General features: G+C 65.1%; 16 protein-coding genes. 14 read left to right on the plus strand and 2 right to left on the minus strand.

Annotated features, from left to right (window positions below; all coding sequences use genetic code 11):
* Positions 1-2: 2 nt before the first annotated feature.
* The 11 genes from O9280_RS12655 (at position 3) to ubiM (ending at position 13,198) form a co-directional block, all read left to right on the plus strand.
* Positions 3-554, plus strand: coding sequence for a molybdenum cofactor biosynthesis protein MoaE (locus O9280_RS12655; RefSeq protein WP_298343242.1), 552 nt, complete (start codon positions 3-5; stop codon positions 552-554).
* Positions 529-1,098, plus strand: coding sequence for a molybdenum cofactor guanylyltransferase (locus O9280_RS12660; protein ID WP_298343247.1), 570 nt, complete (start codon positions 529-531; stop codon positions 1,096-1,098). The genes O9280_RS12655 and O9280_RS12660 overlap by 26 nt, the downstream gene beginning before the upstream one ends.
* Positions 1,095-1,439 (plus strand): hypothetical protein, encoded by a 345-nt coding sequence (locus O9280_RS12665; RefSeq protein WP_298343249.1) that lies wholly within the window; start codon positions 1,095-1,097, stop codon positions 1,437-1,439. Before O9280_RS12660 ends, O9280_RS12665 begins: the two co-directional genes overlap by 4 nt.
* 67 nt (positions 1,440-1,506) lie before the next feature.
* Positions 1,507-5,253 (plus strand): nitrate reductase subunit alpha, encoded by a 3,747-nt coding sequence (locus O9280_RS12670; protein WP_298343252.1) that lies wholly within the window; start codon positions 1,507-1,509, stop codon positions 5,251-5,253.
* The gene (narH, locus tag O9280_RS12675; RefSeq protein WP_298343254.1) at positions 5,253-6,800 is read left to right on the plus strand and encodes a nitrate reductase subunit beta; all 1,548 of its coding nucleotides are present in this window, start codon (positions 5,253-5,255) and stop codon (positions 6,798-6,800) included. Before O9280_RS12670 ends, narH begins: the two co-directional genes overlap by 1 nt.
* Positions 6,797-7,483: a nitrate reductase molybdenum cofactor assembly chaperone gene (narJ, locus tag O9280_RS12680; RefSeq protein ID WP_298343257.1), complete on the plus strand. Its 687-nt coding sequence runs from the start codon at positions 6,797-6,799 to the stop codon at positions 7,481-7,483. Before narH ends, narJ begins: the two co-directional genes overlap by 4 nt.
* On the plus strand, positions 7,480-8,181 hold the full coding sequence (gene narI, locus O9280_RS12685) for a respiratory nitrate reductase subunit gamma (protein WP_298343260.1): 702 nt from the start codon (positions 7,480-7,482) through the stop codon (positions 8,179-8,181). Before narJ ends, narI begins: the two co-directional genes overlap by 4 nt.
* 3 nt (positions 8,182-8,184) lie before the next feature.
* On the plus strand, positions 8,185-9,063 hold the full coding sequence (locus O9280_RS12690; protein ID WP_298343262.1) for a peptidylprolyl isomerase: 879 nt from the start codon (positions 8,185-8,187) through the stop codon (positions 9,061-9,063).
* A gap of 117 nt (positions 9,064-9,180) precedes the next feature.
* Entirely contained in the window at positions 9,181-10,542 is a 1,362-nt protein-coding gene (locus O9280_RS12695; protein WP_298343265.1) for a nitrate/nitrite transporter, read from the plus strand.
* 13 nt (positions 10,543-10,555) lie between these two features.
* Positions 10,556-11,872, plus strand: a complete 1,317-nt coding sequence (locus tag O9280_RS12700) for a nitrate/nitrite transporter (RefSeq protein ID WP_298343268.1) — start codon at positions 10,556-10,558, stop codon at positions 11,870-11,872.
* Between the two features lie 66 nt (positions 11,873-11,938).
* A complete protein-coding gene (ubiM, locus tag O9280_RS12705; RefSeq protein ID WP_298343271.1) occupies positions 11,939-13,198 on the plus strand; it encodes a 5-demethoxyubiquinol-8 5-hydroxylase UbiM in 1,260 nt (419 codons plus the stop codon).
* Here the strand turns inward: ubiM and O9280_RS12710 are convergent.
* Positions 13,185-13,589, minus strand: coding sequence for a ribonucleotide reductase subunit alpha (locus O9280_RS12710; protein WP_298343274.1), 405 nt, complete (start codon positions 13,587-13,589; stop codon positions 13,185-13,187). The genes ubiM and O9280_RS12710 overlap by 14 nt on opposite strands.
* 135 nt (positions 13,590-13,724) lie before the next feature.
* On the opposite strand from O9280_RS12710, the gene O9280_RS12715 reads away from it, so the two are divergent.
* Genes O9280_RS12715 through O9280_RS12725 form a run of 3 tightly spaced genes read left to right on the plus strand, consistent with a single transcriptional unit; the run spans position 13,725 to position 16,126 of the window.
* Entirely contained in the window at positions 13,725-13,961 is a 237-nt protein-coding gene (locus O9280_RS12715; RefSeq protein WP_298343277.1) for a hypothetical protein, read from the plus strand.
* A gap of 24 nt (positions 13,962-13,985) precedes the next feature.
* A complete protein-coding gene (locus O9280_RS12720) occupies positions 13,986-15,362 on the plus strand; it encodes a hypothetical protein (RefSeq protein ID WP_298343280.1) in 1,377 nt (458 codons plus the stop codon).
* A gap of 5 nt (positions 15,363-15,367) precedes the next feature.
* Positions 15,368-16,126 carry a helix-turn-helix domain-containing protein gene (locus O9280_RS12725; RefSeq protein WP_298343283.1) on the plus strand — a complete coding sequence of 253 codons (759 nt, stop codon included), beginning with the start codon at positions 15,368-15,370 and terminating at the stop codon, positions 16,124-16,126.
* Between the two features lie 835 nt (positions 16,127-16,961).
* Here O9280_RS12725 and O9280_RS12730 read toward each other — a convergent pair.
* On the minus strand, positions 16,962-17,357 hold the full coding sequence (locus O9280_RS12730; protein WP_298343286.1) for a helix-turn-helix transcriptional regulator: 396 nt from the start codon (positions 17,355-17,357) through the stop codon (positions 16,962-16,964).
* Positions 17,358-17,901 lie beyond the last annotated feature (544 nt).

Raw genomic sequence — 17,901 nt, forward strand, 5'->3', positions numbered from 1 at the left:
GAATGGAGACGACCCCGCGCATCGCCTGCCATGTCGTCGACATCGCCGACGGCCGACTGGATCCCCAAGCCGCCATCGATTTCGTCGCCGACGACGCCTTCGGCGGCATCGACGTCTTCATCGGCCGCGTCCGCGCCAACAGCCATGGCCGTGAATGCGTGGCCGTTCATTACGACATGTTCGATCCGCTGGCCCTAACCGTCTTCCAGCGCACGGTCGCTCAGGCCCTCGCGAAGTACGGACCGAAAGGCAAGGGCTATGTCGCGCATGCCAAGGGCAAGCTCGCAGTCGGCGATCTCGCCGTGATCGTCGCCTTCGGCACCCCACATCGCGACGAGGCGTTCCGTGGTTGCCGCGACATCATCGAAGCGGTCAAGCACGAGGCGCCGATCTGGAAGCGTGAGCACTTCATCGACGGCGTGACCGAATGGAGCGAGGGCTGCTCGCTGTGCGGCAAGGAGCCCGACACCGGCGACTCGTCGAGCGCCGACGCGGCCACGCCGTCCCCGGCGCAAGCGCAGGCGATGCATGGCGCCTTCCGCGCCCTCGGCTGAGGCCTGCCTCGGCGTTGTGCTCGCCGGCGGCCAGAGCCGCCGCATGGGGCAGGACAAGGCCCTGCTCGACTGGCAGGGCCGCTCGCTGATCGATCACGCGCGGCAACGTTTCGCCGACGCGGGTATCGCAGAGAGCGTGGTCAGCGGTGATCGCCCCGAGCACGGCGGCATCCCCGACCAACATCGCGGTGAAGGACCCCTGGCCGGCCTGCTGGCCGTCGCCGAAGCCTATGCCGGGCGCCGCCTGCTGGTCGTTCCGGTCGACATGCCTTGCCTTCCAGCGGCCTGGCTGGCGCGGCTCGCGGCCGCCTCGCCGTCGGATTGCGCCCTGCACTACGACGGCTACCCGCTGCCCCTGCGCATCGACGCCACGCTCGACCTGCGACGCCAGCTAACGGCATGGCTGGACGACCCCGCGGGGCCACGCGCCCTGAAGCATCTCCTCCGCGCCCTCGACGCTGGGACGATCCCCCCGCCGACTCCCTCGGGGCTTGAATTCGACAACGCCAACACGCCCGAGGACTGGGCGAGGATCAACGCATGAAACTGCAAATCGAAGGGGACCGGCTGCGGCTCCGGCTGACGGAGACCCAGCTCGATACGCTGCTGCGCGACAGCCGGGTGGAAGCCTCGCTGCCGTGCCCGTCCGGCGAGCGCGCGCACCGCGTCCTCGTCCTTGATCCAGGCCTCATGGCCGCAACCTGCGAGGGCGACCTCATGGACCTCCGGATCGGGTTGCCCCGTGCCGGGTTCGAAGCCTTTGCCGCGGAGCGACCACGCCGCGACGGGCTCGTCTTCACGGCGGGAGCCATCGAAATCACGGTCGAAGTGGACGTCCGGGACAGCCGCCGCCGCCAGCTCACCGGCAATCCAGCGGTCGGTTGACGCACGTCAATGAAGTCGGGCGGCTCGGGCAGGAACACTGCGCCGGTCATCGCCAGAGAGCCCGACCATGAGCTACTTCCTCGACCGCTTGAACTTCCTCAAGCCGTCCCCCGAACCCTTCGCCGACGGTCACGGCGCCACGCGCAGCGACGACCGCAGCTGGGAAGACAGCTACCGGCAGCGCTGGCAGTACGACAAGATCGTGCGCTCGACGCACGGCGTGAACTGCACCGGCTCCTGCAGCTGGAAGGTCTACGTGAAGAACGGCCTGGTCACCTGGGAAACCCAGCAGACCGACTACCCGCGCACGCGCCCCGACCTGCCGAACCACGAGCCGCGCGGCTGCCCCCGTGGCGCCAGCTACTCCTGGTACCTGTACAGCGCCAACCGGGTGAAGTACCCGCTGATGCGCTCGGCCCTGCTGAAGCTGTGGCGCGAAGCGCGCCGCACCAAGTCGCCGGTCGACGCCTGGGCCTCGATCGTCGAGGACAAGGCCAAGGCCACCAGCTACAAGTCGAAGCGCGGCATGGGCGGCTTCGTGCGCTCGAGCTGGGATGAGGTCAACGAACTCATCGCCGCGTCGAACCTCTACACCGTCAAGCAGTACGGCCCCGACCGCGTGGTCGGCTTCTCGCCGATCCCGGCGATGTCGATGGTCAGCTACGCCGCCGGCGCGCGCTACCTGTCGCTGCTCGGCGGTGCCTGCCTGAGCTTCTACGACTGGTACTGCGACCTGCCGCCGTCCTCGCCGCAGGTCTGGGGCGAGCAGACCGACGTGCCGGAATCGGCCGACTGGTACAACAGCCGCTACATCATCGCCTGGGGCTCGAACGTCCCGCAGACCCGCACGCCCGACGCGCACTTCTTCACCGAAGCCCGCTACAACGGCACCAAGACGGTCGCGATCACCCCGGACTACTCCGAGGTCGCCAAGCTCACCGACCACTGGCTGCACCCGAAGCAGGGCACCGACGCCGCGCTCTCGCAGGCCTTCGGTCACGTGATCCTGAAAGAATTCCACGTCGACAACCCCTCACAGTACTTCACCGACTACTGCCGGCAGTACAGCGACATGCCGATGCTGGTCCGCCTCGAGAAGCGCGCGGACGGCCGCCTCGTGCCGGAGCGCTACTTGCGCGCCGCCGACCTCGGTGGCCTCGGCGAAACCAACAACCCCGAGTGGAAGACGCTGGCCTTTGACGAAGCCAGCGGCGCCATCGTCGTGCCCAACGGCTCGGTCGGCTTCCGCTGGGGAGAGAAGGGCAAGTGGAACATCGAGGAGAAGGACAGCGCCGGGCGCGACACTCGCCTTCGTCTCAGTCTGAAGGACGCCAACGACGGCATGGCGTCGGTCAGCTTCCCGTACTTCGGCGGCATCGAGAACGAGCACTGGACCGAGTCGAAATTCACCGACGTCCTTGAGCGCACCATTCCAGTCAAGAAGTTGGAACTGGGCGATGGCAGGGAATGGCTGGTCACGACGGTGTACGACCTACTGCTGGCCCAATACGGCGTCGATCGCGGATTCGGTGGCGGGAACGTCGCGGCGAGCTATGACGACAACGTCCCTGGAACGCCCGCCTGGCAGGAGACCATTACCGGCGTGCCGCGCGCCGAAGTGATCAACATCGCCCGCGAGTTCGCTCGCACGGCCGACAAGACCCGCGGCCGCTCGATGATCATCGTCGGCGCCGCGATGAACCATTGGTTCCACAACGACATGAACTATCGCGGGCTGATCAACATGCTCGTGATGTGCGGCTGCGTGGGGCAGACCGGCGGCGGCTGGGCGCACTACGTGGGGCAGGAGAAGCTCCGCCCGCAGTCCGGCTGGGCACCGATCGCCTTCGCCACCGACTGGAGCAAGCCGCCGCGCCAGATGAACGGCACGAGCTTCTTCTACTTCAACTCCAGCCAGTACCGCTACGAGAAGCTGGGCGTCGACGAGATTCTGTCGCCGCTGGCCGACAAGTCGAAGTACACCGGTTCGCTGGCTGACTTCAACCTGCGAGCGGTTCGCATGGGCTGGCTCCCGGCCATCCCGCAGCTCAACACCAACCCGCTGAAGCTGGTGAAGGACGCCGAGAAAGCCGGCGTGGCGCCGGTCGAATACGCCGTCAGCAAGCTCAAGGACGGCAGCCTCGACTTCGCCTTCGCCGATCCGGACGCGCCGGAGAACTACCCGCGCAACCTGTTCATCTGGCGCAGCAACCTGCTGGGCAGCTCGGGCAAGGGCCACGAGTACATGCTCAAGCACCTGTTGGGCACGCGCCACGGTCTGCAGGGCAAAGACCTCGGGGAGCGCGGCGCTGCCAAGCCTGAAGAGATCAAATGGCGCGACGAATCGCCGGAAGGCAAGCTCGACCTACTGGTCACGCTCGACTTCCGCATGTGCACCACGGCGCTCTACAGCGACATCGTGCTGCCGACGGCGACCTGGTACGAGAAGGACGACCTCAATACGTCCGACATGCACCCCTTCATCCACCCGCTGTCCAAAGCGGTCGACCCGGCGTGGGAAGCGCGTTCGGACTGGGAGATCTTCAAGGGCATCGCCCGCACCGTCAGTGATCTGGCGCCAGGCGTGCTCGGCGTCGAGAAGGACCTGGTGCTGGTGCCGACGCTGCACGACACCCCGAACGAAATCGCCATGCCCTACGGCGTAACCGACTGGAAGAAGGGCGAGTGCGACCTCATCCCGGGCAAAACCGCGCCGAGCATGGTGGTCGTGGAACGCGACTACCCGAACCTGTTCAAGAAGTTCAGTTCGCTGGGCCCGCTGCTTGACAAGCAGGGGAACGGCGGCAAGGGAATGAGCTGGGACACCAAGCACGAGGTGGAATTCCTTGGCCGGCTGAACCACGAAGTGACCACGCCGGGCATCAGCCAGGGCCGGCCGCAGCTGGAGTCGGCGATCGACGCCGCCGAGGCGATCATGCACCTCGCGCCCGAGACGAACGGCCACGTCGCCGTGAAGGCTTGGGAGTCGCTGGGCACGTTCACCGGCCGCGAGCACACGCATCTCGCGGTGGGCAAGGAGCACGAGGCGATTCGCTTCCGCGACATCCAAGCTCAGCCGCGCAAGATCATCAGCTCGCCGATCTGGTCGGGCCTCGAGGACGAAAACGTCAGCTATAACGCCGGCTACACCAACGTCCACGAGCTGATCCCTTGGCGCACGCTCACCGGGCGTCAGCAGTTCTACCAGGACCACGAGTGGATGCGGGACTTCGGCGAGGCACTGATGGGCTATCGCCCGCCGGTCGACACCAAGACGATCAAGCCGATCATGGGCAAGAAGCCCAACGGCAACAAAGAAATCGTCCTGAACTGGATCACCCCGCATCAGAAGTGGGGCATCCACAGCACCTACAGCGACAACCTGATCATGCAGACGCTGTCGCGTGGCGGCCCAATCGTCTGGCTCTCAGAGGATGACGCCAAGAGTGCCGGCATCGAGGACAACGACTGGATCGAGCTGTTCAACGTCAACGGCGCCATCGCGGCGCGCGCGGTGGTGAGCCAGCGCGTGATGAACGGCATCGCGATGATGTACCACGCACAGGAACGCATCATCAACACGCCCGGTAGCGAGATCTCCGGCACGCGCGGCGGCATCCACAACTCCGTCACCCGCGTGGTCGTGAAGCCCACGCACATGATCGGCGGCTACGCGCAGCTGAGCTACGGCTTCAACTACTACGGCACCGTCGGCACCAACCGCGACGAGCTGGTCGTGGTGCGCAAGATGGACAAGGTTGAATGGCATGACGGCGAACCGGTGCCGGTGGCCGCGAAGAAGGAGGTGGTGTGATGAAAATCCGTGCCCAGATCGCGATGGTGCTCAACCTCGACAAGTGCATCGGTTGCCACACCTGCTCCATCACCTGCAAAAACGTCTGGACCAGCCGCGAGGGTGTCGAGTACGCCTGGTTCAACAACGTCGAGACCAAGCCCGGCATCGGCTACCCGAAGGAATGGGAGAACCAGCAGAAATGGAACGGCGGCTGGGTGCGCGGCCGCAGCGGCAAGGTCACGCTGAAGGCCGGCGGCCGCCTGCGCCTGCTGGCGAAGATCTTTGCCAACCCCGACCTGCCGCAGATCGACGACTACTACGAGCCCTTTGATTTCGACTACCAGCACCTGCATCAGGCGCCGGAGGGCCAGCACCAGCCAACCGCCCGCCCGCGCTCGCTGATCAGCGGCGAGCGCATGCAGAAGATCGAGTGGGGCCCGAACTGGGAGGAGATCCTTGGCACCGAGTTCGCCAAGCGCAGCAAGGACAGCAACTTCGACGGCGTGCAGCGCGAGATCTACGGCGCGTTCGAGAAGACCTTCATGATGTACCTGCCGCGGCTGTGCGAACACTGCCTCAACCCGGCCTGCGTCGCGTCGTGCCCGAGCGGTGCCATCTACAAGCGCGAGGAGGACGGCATCGTCCTGATCGACCAGGACAAGTGCCGAGGCTGGCGCATGTGCGTCTCCGCCTGCCCGTACAAGAAGATCTACTACAACTGGAAGTCGGGCAAATCCGAGAAGTGCATCTTCTGCTACCCGCGCATCGAGATGGGCGAGCCGACGGTGTGCTCGGAAACCTGCGTCGGCCGCATCCGCTACCTCGGCGTGCTGCTGTATGACGCCGACCGCATCCAGGAAGCCGCCTCGGTGCCGCAGGAGAAGGACCTCTACCAGGCCCACCTCGACATCTTCCTCGACCCGAACGATCCGGCGGTGATCGCCGCCGCGCGCGCCGAGGGCATCCCCGACAGCTGGCTCACCGCGGCCAAGGCCTCGCCGGTCTACAAGCTGGCGGTGGACTGGAAGCTCGCCCTGCCGCTGCACCCGGAATACCGCACGCTGCCGATGGTGTGGTACGTGCCGCCGCTGTCGCCGATCCAGTCGGCCGCCGACGCCGGCCGCATCGGCAAGAACGGTGAGATTCCCGACGTGAAGTCGCTGCGCATCCCGGTGCGCTACCTCGCCAACATGCTGACGGCGGGCGACGAAGCCCCGGTGGTCCGCGCGATGGAACGCATGCTCGCCATGCGCGCCTGGCGCCGTGCCATGCACGTCGACGGCGTCGAGGACCTCGAGGTGCTGCAGCAGGCGGGTCTGACCCTGCACCAGGCCGAGGAGATGTACCGCTACCTCGCCATCGCCAACTACGAGGACCGCTTCGTCATCCCGACGGCGCACCGCGAGTACGCCAACGACGCCTTCGGCGAGCGGGGCGGATGCGGCTTCACCTTCGGCAACGGCTGCTCGCCATCGAGCCCGGCAGAGGCCCTGTTCGGCGGCCGCTCGACGCAGACCTACCACGTGCCGCCGAACCGGCAGACGCCGGAAAGGGAGAAGGCATGAAGCTCCTCAAGCTGATCGCCGTCCTGCTCGACTACCCGCAGGACGAGCTCTGGGCTCACGGCGATGAACTGCGCCAGGCGGTCGACGATCCGGCACTTTCGCCGGCTCGTCGTGCCGCCTTGCTGGGCTTCATCGATGATTTGATCGCCACCGAGCCGATGGACGCGCAGGAGCGTTGGCTTGGCCTGTTCGATCGCGGCCGTTCCATGAGCCTGCTGCTGTTCGAACACATCCATGGCGAGTCGCGCGACCGCGGTCAGGCCATGGTCGACCTCCTGTCCACGTACAAGAAAGCGGGCTTCGAACTCGGCGCCAAGCAGCTGCCGGACTACCTGCCGGTCGTGCTGGAGTTCCTCGCCACGCAGCCGGTCAGCGAAGTGCGCGACTGGCTTGGACACACCGCGCACATCCTCGAACTGCTCGCCGCCCGGGCGCAGGAGCGACAGAGCCCCTATGCCGTGCTGATCGAGGCGCTCGTCGAGATCGCCAAGGGCCGCGTCGACCTCGACCTGCTGCGCCGTCGCGTCGCCACCGAAGAGCGTGACGACACCCCGGAAGCGATGGACAAGGTCTGGGAAGAAGAAGCCATCCGCTTCGGCGTCGAAGCGCCGACCGAAGACTGCAACCCGCCCACTCGGCTTCCGGCCGGCGTGAAGCGCATCGAACCGACGGTGACGCCATGAACTACCTCAACACCTTCTTTTTCCAGTTCTACCCCTACATCGCCCTCGCGATCTTTGCGATCGGCTGCTGGGCACGCTTCGACCATGGCGCCTACACGTGGCGCACCGGCTCGAGCCAGCTGCTGTCGGACAAGTGGATGCGCCTCGGCAGCAACTGGTTCCATGTTGGCATTCTTGCGATCCTCGGCGGCCACTTCGTCGGTCTGCTGACGCCTCACTGGGCTTACGAGCCGTTCATTACCGCCGGCCAGAAGCAGATGGTGGCCATGGTGGTGGGCGGCTTCTTCGGCCTGATGTGCTTCATCGGCATGACCATCCTGCTACTGCGTCGGCTGTTCAATGCCCGCATCCGCGCCACTGGCACCGGCCGCGATCTGCTGGTCCTTGTGCTGCTTTACGCACAGCTGATCCTCGGCATGTCGTCGATCGCGCTCTCCGCCGACCACCTTGACGGTTCGCAGATGATCAAGCTCGGTGAGTGGGCGCAGCACATCGTGACCTTCCGCCCGGGCGCTGCCGAGTTCGTCGCCGATGCGCACTGGATCTTCAAGGCCCACATCACGCTCGGCCTGACGCTGGTGCTGATTACTCCCTTCACGCGCCTCGTCCACGTGTGGTCGGTGCCGGTGGGCTACCTGACGCGCCCGTACCAGATCGTCCGCAAGCGCCAGGCCGCGCTGCGCTACCCGGGGCACTGAGCCATGGCTGGACGCATCATCCCGGTCGTCATGGATGCCGGTGCGCTTTCGGAGGCGGCCGCCAAGGCCGCCGCCGAGGCGCACGACCACGACGCCGACCCGAGCAGCCCGCTGCCGGGCCCGGCGCCGGTCTTCGTGCGCGTGGCCGGCGAGCCGATCGACGAGGCCGAGATTGCCCGCGAAATGCAGTTTCACCGTGCGGCCGATCCGCACGCGGCCCGCGAGGCGGCGGCCACGACGCTCGTGATCCGCGAATTGGTCGCGCGTGAATGTTCGCGGCTTGGGCTGCCGATCGAGCCATTGGAAGGCGAGACCGAGGAAGAAGCCCGCGTTCGCATCCTGCTCGCCGAAGCGGTCGAGGCTCCCGAAGCCGACGAGGCCGCGCTCCGCCAGTACTACGAGGCCAACCAGGCCCGTCTCCACGAACCGGACCGCGTTCGCGTCCGTCATGTGCTGCTCGCGGCGCCGCCGGCCGACATCAAGGCGCGGCAACGGGCGCAGATTCAGGGCGAGGAGTTGCTCGCTGCGCTGAAGGCCGAGCCGGACCGCTTCATTGAGTTTGCGATGCGCCATTCCGCCTGTCCGTCCCGCGAGCAAGGCGGCGAACTGGGTTGGATCGAACGCGGCGACACCGTGCCCGAGTTCGATCGGCAGCTGTTCATGCTGAAGCCCGGCCTCGCGGGACTTACCGTGGAAACCCGCTACGGCCACCACGTGGTCGAGGTACTCGAACGAGTCGACGGTGCCGCGCTGACGTTTGCAGAGGCTCGCGACCGCATCGCCTCCTACCTCGAGACGCAGGCCCGGCAGAACGCCGTGCACCAATACCTGCACATCCTCGCCGGTCAATACGGCGTCGAAGGCATCGCACTGGGGGCTTGATCCCCGTCAACCGCGACCTGCGTCGCGGTTGATGATCGTCAAGGCGAGTGCGGGGGCGAATCGCCATCGTGGCAGGGAATGAACTACCCACACGCCACGACGCGATCGGAGCCCAGCATGTCGAGCACACCCCTTTCCCCACCACGCACCAACGGGACGTGGCTGGATCGTTGGGAACCGGAAAACGAGTCGTTTTGGGCCAACGGTGGCTCGAGCGTGGCTTGGCGGACGCTGGCCATCACGACCGTTAACCTGACCCTCGCTTTCGCTGCTTGGTTCCTTGTCTCGGCCTTGGTGGTTCGCCTCCCGCAGGTCGGCTACCAGTTCACGCCAAGCCAGCTGTTCTGGCTGACCGCGATGCCCGGACTTGCCGGCGGCACGATGCGGCTGATCCACATGTTTCTGACGCCGATGGTCGGCACTCGGCACGTCGTCGCACTCTCCACGTTGTCCCTGTTGGTGCCGTTGTTCGGGTGGTTCTACGCCGTGCAGGATCCGGGAACCCCCTATTGGATGGTGCTCGGACTGGCGTTCCTTGCCGGCCTAGGCGGTGGCAACTTCTCGTCCTTCATGCCGTCGACGAGCCTGTTCTTCCCGAAGCGCCTGCAGGGCACGGCACTGGCGATCCAGGCCGGCATCGGCAACCTGGGCGTGTCGATCGTGCAGTTCGTGACGCCCTGGATCATTGGCTTTGCCCTGCTGGGCGGCGCCGCCTTCCTGGGCGAGAGCCAGACGATGGTAAAGAACGGCGTCGAGAGTCAGGTCTACCTGCAGAACGCCGCGGCCGTCTTCATTCCCTTCGTCGTGGTGTTCGGCATCACCGCGTGGCTGCTGCTGAAGTCGGTGCCGGTAAAGGCCAACTTCGCCGAGCAGTTCGACATCTTCAAGTCGAAGCACACGTGGTCGATGACCTCGCTGTACATCATGACCTTCGGCGGCTTCTCGGGTCTGGCCGCCACGTTCCCGCTGTTGATCAAGCAGGGGTTCGGCGGCTTCGAAGGCGCGCCTGATCCGCTGAAGTACGCCTTTTGGGGCCCGCTGATCGGGTCAATCGCCCGGGTCATCGCCGGTCCGCTGTCCGACAAGCTCGGCGGCGCCCGTGTCACCCAGTGGGCGGGCTTGGGCATGGTGGTCTGCACCGTGCTTGTTGCGATGACCGTGGCACCCACCTCGATCGACGGCTTCCCGGCTTTTGTCGCTGCAATGCTGGCCTTGTTCTTCTTCGCCGGCGTCGGCAACGCCTCGACGTTCAAGCAGATGCCGATGCTCTTCCAGCCCCGCCAAGCGGGGGGTGTCATTGGCTTCACCGCGGCCATCGCGGCTTACGGGCCTTTCCTGTTCGGCATGCTGTTCGCGTGGTCGTTCGGAAGCTTCGAATCCGCCGTGCCGGTGTTCTACGGCCTCGCCGCCTTCTTTGCCTTCAACGTCGTGCTGAACTGGCGGATGTACGCCCGCCGCGGCGCCGCCAATCCCTGCTGATCGGAGACCCGACATGGCCACGGATTTCAGCCGGGTAAGCCCGGCCAAGCAACAAGCCGCCCTGTGGATGGGCACGCTCGCTTTCACCGTCAGCTTCGCGGTCTGGACAATCTTCTCGATCATCGGACTGAAGATCAAGGAACAGCTGGGGCTCAACGACACAGAGTTCGGCCTGCTGGTCGCGATGCCGATCCTCACGGGCTCGCTGATCCGCATCTTCCTCGGCGTGTGGACCGAGCAGTTCGGCGGCCGCATCGTCTTCTTCGGCGTGATGCTGGCCGGCGCGATCTCGGCCTGGCTGCTGACCACAGCGACGACCTACACCGGCTTCCTGTTCGCCGCACTGTGCGTCGGCATCGTTGGCGGCAGCTTCACCGTCGTCATCACCTACGTGTCCAAGTGGTTCCCCAAGGAAAAGCAGGGCACCGCGCTCGGCATCGTCGGGGCCGGCAACATCGGTGCCGCCGCCACGAAAATGCTTGCACCGCTCGTCATGGTCGCCTATGGCTGGGAGGGAGTGGCGAAGATCTGGGCGGTCGCGCTGGCGGTGATGGCGGTAGTCTTCCTGTTCACCACCCAGGATGAGCCCGACCTCGTCGAGCGCAAGGCACAGGGCGTCAAGGCCGTGCCGTTCATGGAGCAGATGCAGCCGCTCAAGGAATTGCGGGTCTGGCGCTTCTCGCTTTACTACTTCTTCGTGTTCGGTGCCTTCGTCGCGCTCGCGCTCTGGTTGCCGCGCTATCTCGTCGGCGCCTACGGCCTCGATCTGAAGACCGCCGGATTGATCGCCGCCGCCTACTCCATTCCCGCCAGCCTGTTCCGCATCGTCGGCGGCTGGGCCTCGGACAAGTACGGCGCACGCAAAGTGATGTACTGGACCTTCATCGGCTCGGTGATTTGCACCTTCTTGCTGGCCTATCCGGCCACGACCTACGTGGTGCAGGGCGTGCGCGGGCCGATCGAGTTCACCTTCGCAATCACGCTGTTGCCATTCACCTTGCTGGTGTTCACGCTGGGCTTCTTCATGTCGCTCGGCAAAGCCGCGGTCTACAAGCACATCCCGGTCTACTACCCGAACAACGTTGGCTCCGTGGCAGGCGTGGTGGGCATGATCGGCGGCCTCGGTGGCTTCATCCTGCCGATCGTCTTTGGTGCGCTGAACGATCTCATCGGCGTGTGGACCAGCTGCTTCATGCTGCTGTTCGCCCTTGTGGCCATCGCGCTGACGTGGATGCACTTCGCGATTCGCCGCATGGACGAAGCGCGGCATCCGGAACTGCGTCGCGACACGGATCTTCCTGAGGTCATGGCCGACGCGCCGCGCTCTTGATCTGAATCAGGGCGTTCCGATGGATACACGCCCAGAGTGAGCCCCTCTCCTGAGGGGCTCATCTCCATGGTCAAGGCAAACCGCATCCTGATCGTCGGCGCCGGTCCGGCCGGCCTCTCCATGGCACGTGCATTGTCCGGAAATGGTCTCGATATCCAGGTGTTCGAGCGCGCCTCACGCGAGAGCTTGGCTTCACCGCCAGACGACGGCCGAGAAATCGCCCTCACCCATCGCAGCGAGCGACTGCTGCGCGAGCTTGGCCACTGGGAGCGACTCCAGGCCGAGGAGATCGGCCCCCTTCGCGAAGCCTTGGTACTGGACGGCAACGCGCGCGATGGCCTGCGCTTCCAGATGCCTGGGGGCCCTGGGGACGTCGACCCCCTAGGCTGGCTGGTGCCCAATGCCGCTCTTCGCCGGGTTGCTTTCCACGCATTGGCAGACCGCAGCGATGTCACCGTTCACACCGATGCCGTGGTGACCGACATGGCAACGGACGGCCAAGGTGCAAGCCTGGCACTGGCCGATGGCCGACGTGTCCAAGGCGACCTGCTGCTTGCGGCGGACACCCGGTTTTCCTCCGCTCGTCGGGCCTGCGGCATCGCGGCAGACCATCATGATTTCGCCAAGGTCATGTTGGTGGGCCGCGTGCGTCATGATGAGCCGCACCGAGGGACCGCATGGGAGTGGTTCCGATACGGCCAAACGCTCGCGCTACTGCCGCTGCACGATCCGCATACGGCTTCGGTAGTCATCACGGTCGCCCCGGCTGAAGCCCTCGCGCTGCAAGCCCTTTCCCCGGAGTCCCTCGGCGAGGCGCTCTGTCATCGCTTCGACCAACGTCTCGGAGCCATGACGCCACTGGGTCCTTTGCACGCGTACCCTTTGGTGGGCGTCTATCCGAGACGCCTCGTCAGCGAGCGCGTCGCCCTTATCGGTGACGCCGCCGTGGGTATGCACCCGGTTACGGCGCACGGCTACAACTTTGGCCTTCTCGGCGTAGCCACACTCTCGGAGTTGCTCAAGGATGCGCAGCGCCGGGGACGGCCGATCCACGATCCGCGCTTGCTCGCCGACTACGGGCGGCGCCACCGACGCGCCACTCGCCCCCTGTATCTTGCAACGCGACTCGTTGCGGGGCTGTACACCGACGACCGGTTGCCGGCCCGCGCACTTCGCAAGGCTGGAGTCGCCGTCGCCACTCGGCTCCCTGGCTTCGCGTCGGCCGTCGTCAAGGGGCTGCGCGATGATGATCGCGGTGCCAGTGCGCGCTGGCCGATGACACGCCAACTGATCGGGGGCCTCCTGTCGAACCTCAGCCGCGGCTGAGATTCACCAGCCGGCCTGCGCGATCCACGGCAAGGAATCGGGCGATCCGCCCGCCCTTGATCTGCTCGACCATCATCCGCATCGGCTGCACGGCCTCGTCGGTGTTTGGCGCATGGCCACCACGGCCCTCCATCGCCGCGACGAACAGGATGCGCCAGTCGTCGATAGCGGCCTTGGACTCCGCCATCAGGCTGGCGAACGAGGCGATCTCGCTGGGCAACTTGTCGACGCAGACCGCGGGCGCCAACGCCCCGCCTTCACCGCGCTCGAACGCGGCCCGCTCTGCCGGCGTGGCGTCCGGCGGGCACTCGGCGCGGGCGAACACCAGCAGCAGGCGCTGCGGCTCGGGTTGGCTGGCAGCGGCAACGAGAAAGTCATCAAAGGTCTGCATCGGGGTGGGTGGGGCAGGTTGAAGTTGAGCAGCAGTGTAGGGGCCTCGCGCCGACGCCGGCTTGACCTGCATCAGTGCGCGTGATGTCCCGCCGGGCGGAGACTGCATTCCCGACCCTCCCAAACAGGTGGAGCCATGTTCGCGCAACTTCCCAATGCCACCGATGCCAAAGCGCTCGAAGCCTTTCGATCCATCCTCGCCAAGATGGATCCCGAAGCGAAAGTCTTCATGGATGACCAGTCCGGCGAGGTCTTGGTCAAGGGTCAGTTCGACGCCCAGCAGCTGGCGGACGCCATCGAGCAATCGGGGCTCGGAATGAAGGTTCTCGCCGCCGGGGGCGGCGGCTGTTGTGGCGGCTGCGGTTGCGGCTGACCCGCCCCTACGGAGCAATGCGAGATGACAGACTTCGGCACACCCTGCGACATCGAGCGCCTGGCCCGCAATCTCGGGCGGGGGGGCGGTCGCTATGCACTCTACCCGCCGCCGCGATCATTCCGCCCATTCAGCGACGCGCGCTTCTGCTCCGCAGTCCGCGATTCGAACGGTGATCCGATCCCTGCCCAGCTGGCCTTGCACTTCGACATTCCCGCCAGCTATCGATCCTCGTTCTGCGGGAGCGAAAGTGGACCACGACCGGCCGGCGGATCGCGAGCCGAAGCCTATGGGCATCGACTGGTTCGGGAAATCGGGCTCACCGGATCCCTGTTCGACCGGGACCGCGACGTGGTCCATGTCAGCCTCGCCCCAGGGATGGCCCGGTGGATGTCCGCGACGCAGATGGAGGAGCTGCTCTCCAGTTTGGATCGGCATTTTCACCTCAGGCACCTCGGTGGACTCGACCTCGCAATGACGGTCGAACCGGATCGAACGCCGGTGTCCCCCCTGCGCGACTGGTCCGCTCTTGGCTTTAACCGCGTTGGCATCGGCATGGGCAGCTTGCTCGGTTCCGACACCCCCCTCGAACAGCGCGGCACCCGACTTCAGGCCACCATCGACGCCTTGCGCGATGCTGGATTCGCAAATCTCAGGGTCGAGCTGCCTTACGGACTGCCGCACCAAGAGATCGATACCTTCGAGGCGATGCTGTCGATCGTGCTCGAGGCCAGTCCGGAGCGAGTCGGGCTCCGGAACTGCGCCGCTTACGCCGACGTCGCCCCCACCGCGACGAACGGCGTGTCGTCCACGACGCTCCAAGCCCGCATGCTGCTCTGCGCCGCAGAGCGGCTCAAAGACGCTGGTTACCTGCATGTGGGACTGGACGTCTTCGCCCGCCCGAACGACGCGCTCGTCCTCGCCCAGCGCCGCGGGCGCCTGTATCGCGATGCGCTCGGGTTCGGCGTGCATGGTCCAACTGACCTGATCGGCTTCGGAGTCGGGGCCATCTCGCAACTGGGCGGATGCCATGCCCAGAATCCGCTGGACCTTGCGACCTGGGAAACCCGGCTGGATCAGGGCCAGCGTCCCATCGATCACGGCATCGAGCTAGATGCGGACGACCGCATCCGGGCGTCTGTCCTTCAGGGGATCCTGTGCCAAGGCGAGATTGCGGTGAACGAACTCGAAGCCCGGTGCAGCCTCGACTTTAAGGAGGCATTTGCGGACGCACTCATCGCCCTCGCCCCGTTGTTTGAGGAAGGTTCGCTGTTCTGGGAGGCTGGTCGAATCCGCCTCGATCCGATCGCCCGCCTTTCCGCCCGGGCCGTCGCCAGTGCCTTTGATCGCCACAGCTGGGCTAACCTAGGCGCTCCGCAGCAGATCCGCGCCTCCGGCTGAAACCCATGTCCGCTTCCTCCCCCGGACTCCGCAAAGCCTTCAACCCCGCGGCGTCCGACGACGGCGATGCACTGCACTTCTGCACGACCTGTGCCTTCTCACAGGCCTGCCTGTCCCAGGGCTATGCGAAGTCCGACCTCGCCGATCTCCACGTGCTCGTCGATCACGTCGGTCCGTACAAACCCGGCGACTACCTGTTCCGCGAGGGCGAGGCGTTCAATGCCATCGCTGCCGTTCGTGGCGGCACGGTCAAGACCTTCATTATCGATGCTGCTGGCAACGAGCAGGTCCTAGGTTTTTACCTGCCCGGCGAAGTGATCGGACTGAGCGCGATCCACTCCGAGCGCTACCCCTGCAACGCGGTCGCACTCGACACCGTCACCCTCTGCCGGTTCTCCTTCCCACAGCTCTCGTTGCTGGCGACCCGAATGCCGGGATTGCAGCAACAGCTCTTCAGGCTGCTAAGCCTCGACATCGGCAAAGCTTCACTGCTGGCCGGCGACCACAGCGCCGACGAGCGGCTCGCTGCCTTCATGGTGTTGCTGTCGCGGCGCTATGCGGCCCGCGGGTTCTCACCGCGGCGCTACACCCTCACGATGGCCCGGGCCGACATCGCGAACTACCTTCGCCTCGCGCCGGAAACCGTGAGCCGGATCTTGAAGAGGTTCTCGACAGATGGCTTGGTGGAAATTCAGCAGCGCGACGTTCATCTGGTTGATTTCGAAAGGCTCGAGGCGCTGGCCAAGCCAGTGCTGCGATCGTGAAGTTAGGACTTTCGACGAATCTGGCCGAGAGTCCCTTTACGGCATCCAGCCCCATGTGCCCAAGCCATTTGTCTTTCATTAATCGGCACACGTTGTGGTGAACGAGATAAGCCTAGAAGAGGCAGGGCCGCGAGCAGCTCGCGAATCCGACCCGGCTGCTCACCCAGCTCTTCGGGGCATTTGGGCATCATCTCTTCCTTGACGGCCATGTGCGGTTGCTCAGTCGGGTGATGCGGCCCGTAGCGCTAATCGGCGCTGTTTCCATCGGCAGATATGCTGCAACTCGCGTCCGGATGGGGATGGGTCGGGATGTGAAGAGGCTAAGCGGCTGATACAACGTGCAGACGATCAGTGTGATCGCTGTAATCACTGCACCCTTTTCGAAGACGCTTCCTGGTGCGAATACGGTCACCACAAGCAGCATGACGAACCCTGACAAAACGACGCCAGCCGCCGCTGCAGTCAGGACGTAGTTGCGCCAAGCGGGGGAGAGGCTAACGAAGGAGTCGTCTGTCCTGATTTCCCGATTGAGGAAGAGGACCCGGAGATCCTCCACGGATGCGCCTCGAGCTTCCAGCATTTTTGCTGGAACCCGGAGCTCGTCACGGAGCCTTTTCCATAGCTTCAGATCCTGATCGGCTTTGCCAACCCGTGCCGCTGCACAACGTTCTTCGAACGTGCCGTCCCCGAACCACTCGAGTGTCGCTGCAAGTCGACGCTCAGCCAGCGTAAGCCTGGCACGAAGCCAAAGCTCACAAGCGGCAAACCGATCAAGCAAAGCACCGACGCAGTGCAAGGATTTGGGAAGAGGAATCACGCCATGGCCTCGCGACTCCTAGGCACGGCGCACGCCTTGCGCTTGCCGGGGGTTCGAACTGCCACCTGGGTCGGCGAAGCTGACCAGGAGCTTGAACCGTTCAATGCGATCAGTGATCTGGGCTTCGTTGGCTTTCCCGGTCGCATAAGAGCGCTCAATAGCCTCGATCGCCCTGATTGCGACTTCGACAGACACGGTATCCACCGGCATGCGCACCAAGTGCTGCACCAAGGAGCTGACATCAATGCCTGATACGTGAAGTCCTTCCAGATAGTCCAGCCCGGGCAGTCTGACGCCCTGTTCGTACAGGCTTTGGCTAAAGCGTTTCACGCCCCCCAACTGCGCGAACGCTTCTTGTGTGAGTCCAGTGGACCCACGGAGTTGACGCAATCGTCGACCAAACTCTTCGCTCATACGATCAATGTTGCATGATGCCGCACGAGAGTCTATAAGGGCTAGTCGAATCGCCTAATGGCTACAAATGAGCGCCCCGAGAGAAAAAAAGCATCAGCCCATAGGGGGCAGTCTCATGACTCCAGGAGACGTAAAGTCCGCTTTCGCTCGTCGCGGAATCGCGATTGCGGAGTGGGCGAGAGCCAATGGATACCCCGAAAAGCTGGTTTATCGCGTTCTGCGTTCCGCGCAAGTTCCTCTGCGGGGCAAGAGCCACGACATCGCCGTCCAACTGGGCCTCAAGAGCGGCGTTGTCCGCGCTTGTAGCGGCGCGCTGCTCAACCAACAGCCCGTTTCGCAGGGGGCCGAGAGTCCTCGGCCGCCTCGCGCCGACGACTTAAGTGCGCCGGCAAAGTGCTCACCTGCAAGGGGGTGGCCGACCGGTAACCGTTAGTCAAATCCTTGCCGGAAAAAAGAACGCCACCCCCTGGCAGGGGTGGCGCTCCGGCGTGGCGCGTCGAGACGAGCCTGAACCGCTCGCCGAGGATCTACCTCGGCCTTCTCG

The organism is Silanimonas sp., assembly GCF_027531545.1.
GTDB lineage: Bacteria > Pseudomonadota > Gammaproteobacteria > Xanthomonadales > Xanthomonadaceae > Silanimonas.

Bases quoted from the DNA above. Each gene is read 5' to 3' on its own strand.
- O9280_RS12655 (WP_298343242.1), top strand. From the start codon at position 3: ATGGAGACGACCCCGCGCATCGCCTGCCATGTCGTCGACATCGCCGAC.
- O9280_RS12660 (WP_298343247.1), top strand. From the start codon at position 529: ATGGCGCCTTCCGCGCCCTCGGCTGAGGCCTGCCTCGGCGTTGTGCTC.
- O9280_RS12665 (WP_298343249.1), top strand. From the start codon at position 1,095: ATGAAACTGCAAATCGAAGGGGACCGGCTGCGGCTCCGGCTGACGGAG.
- O9280_RS12670 (WP_298343252.1), top strand. From the start codon at position 1,507: ATGAGCTACTTCCTCGACCGCTTGAACTTCCTCAAGCCGTCCCCCGAA.
- narH (WP_298343254.1), top strand. From the start codon at position 5,253: ATGAAAATCCGTGCCCAGATCGCGATGGTGCTCAACCTCGACAAGTGC.
- narJ (WP_298343257.1), top strand. From the start codon at position 6,797: ATGAAGCTCCTCAAGCTGATCGCCGTCCTGCTCGACTACCCGCAGGAC.
- narI (WP_298343260.1), top strand. From the start codon at position 7,480: ATGAACTACCTCAACACCTTCTTTTTCCAGTTCTACCCCTACATCGCC.
- O9280_RS12690 (WP_298343262.1), top strand. From the start codon at position 8,185: ATGGCTGGACGCATCATCCCGGTCGTCATGGATGCCGGTGCGCTTTCG.
- O9280_RS12695 (WP_298343265.1), top strand. From the start codon at position 9,181: ATGTCGAGCACACCCCTTTCCCCACCACGCACCAACGGGACGTGGCTG.
- O9280_RS12700 (WP_298343268.1), top strand. From the start codon at position 10,556: ATGGCCACGGATTTCAGCCGGGTAAGCCCGGCCAAGCAACAAGCCGCC.
- ubiM (WP_298343271.1), top strand. From the start codon at position 11,939: ATGGTCAAGGCAAACCGCATCCTGATCGTCGGCGCCGGTCCGGCCGGC.
- O9280_RS12710 (WP_298343274.1), bottom strand. From the start codon at position 13,589: ATGCAGACCTTTGATGACTTTCTCGTTGCCGCTGCCAGCCAACCCGAG.
- O9280_RS12715 (WP_298343277.1), top strand. From the start codon at position 13,725: ATGTTCGCGCAACTTCCCAATGCCACCGATGCCAAAGCGCTCGAAGCC.
- O9280_RS12720 (WP_298343280.1), top strand. From the start codon at position 13,986: ATGACAGACTTCGGCACACCCTGCGACATCGAGCGCCTGGCCCGCAAT.
- O9280_RS12725 (WP_298343283.1), top strand. From the start codon at position 15,368: ATGTCCGCTTCCTCCCCCGGACTCCGCAAAGCCTTCAACCCCGCGGCG.
- O9280_RS12730 (WP_298343286.1), bottom strand. From the start codon at position 17,357: ATGAGCGAAGAGTTTGGTCGACGATTGCGTCAACTCCGTGGGTCCACT.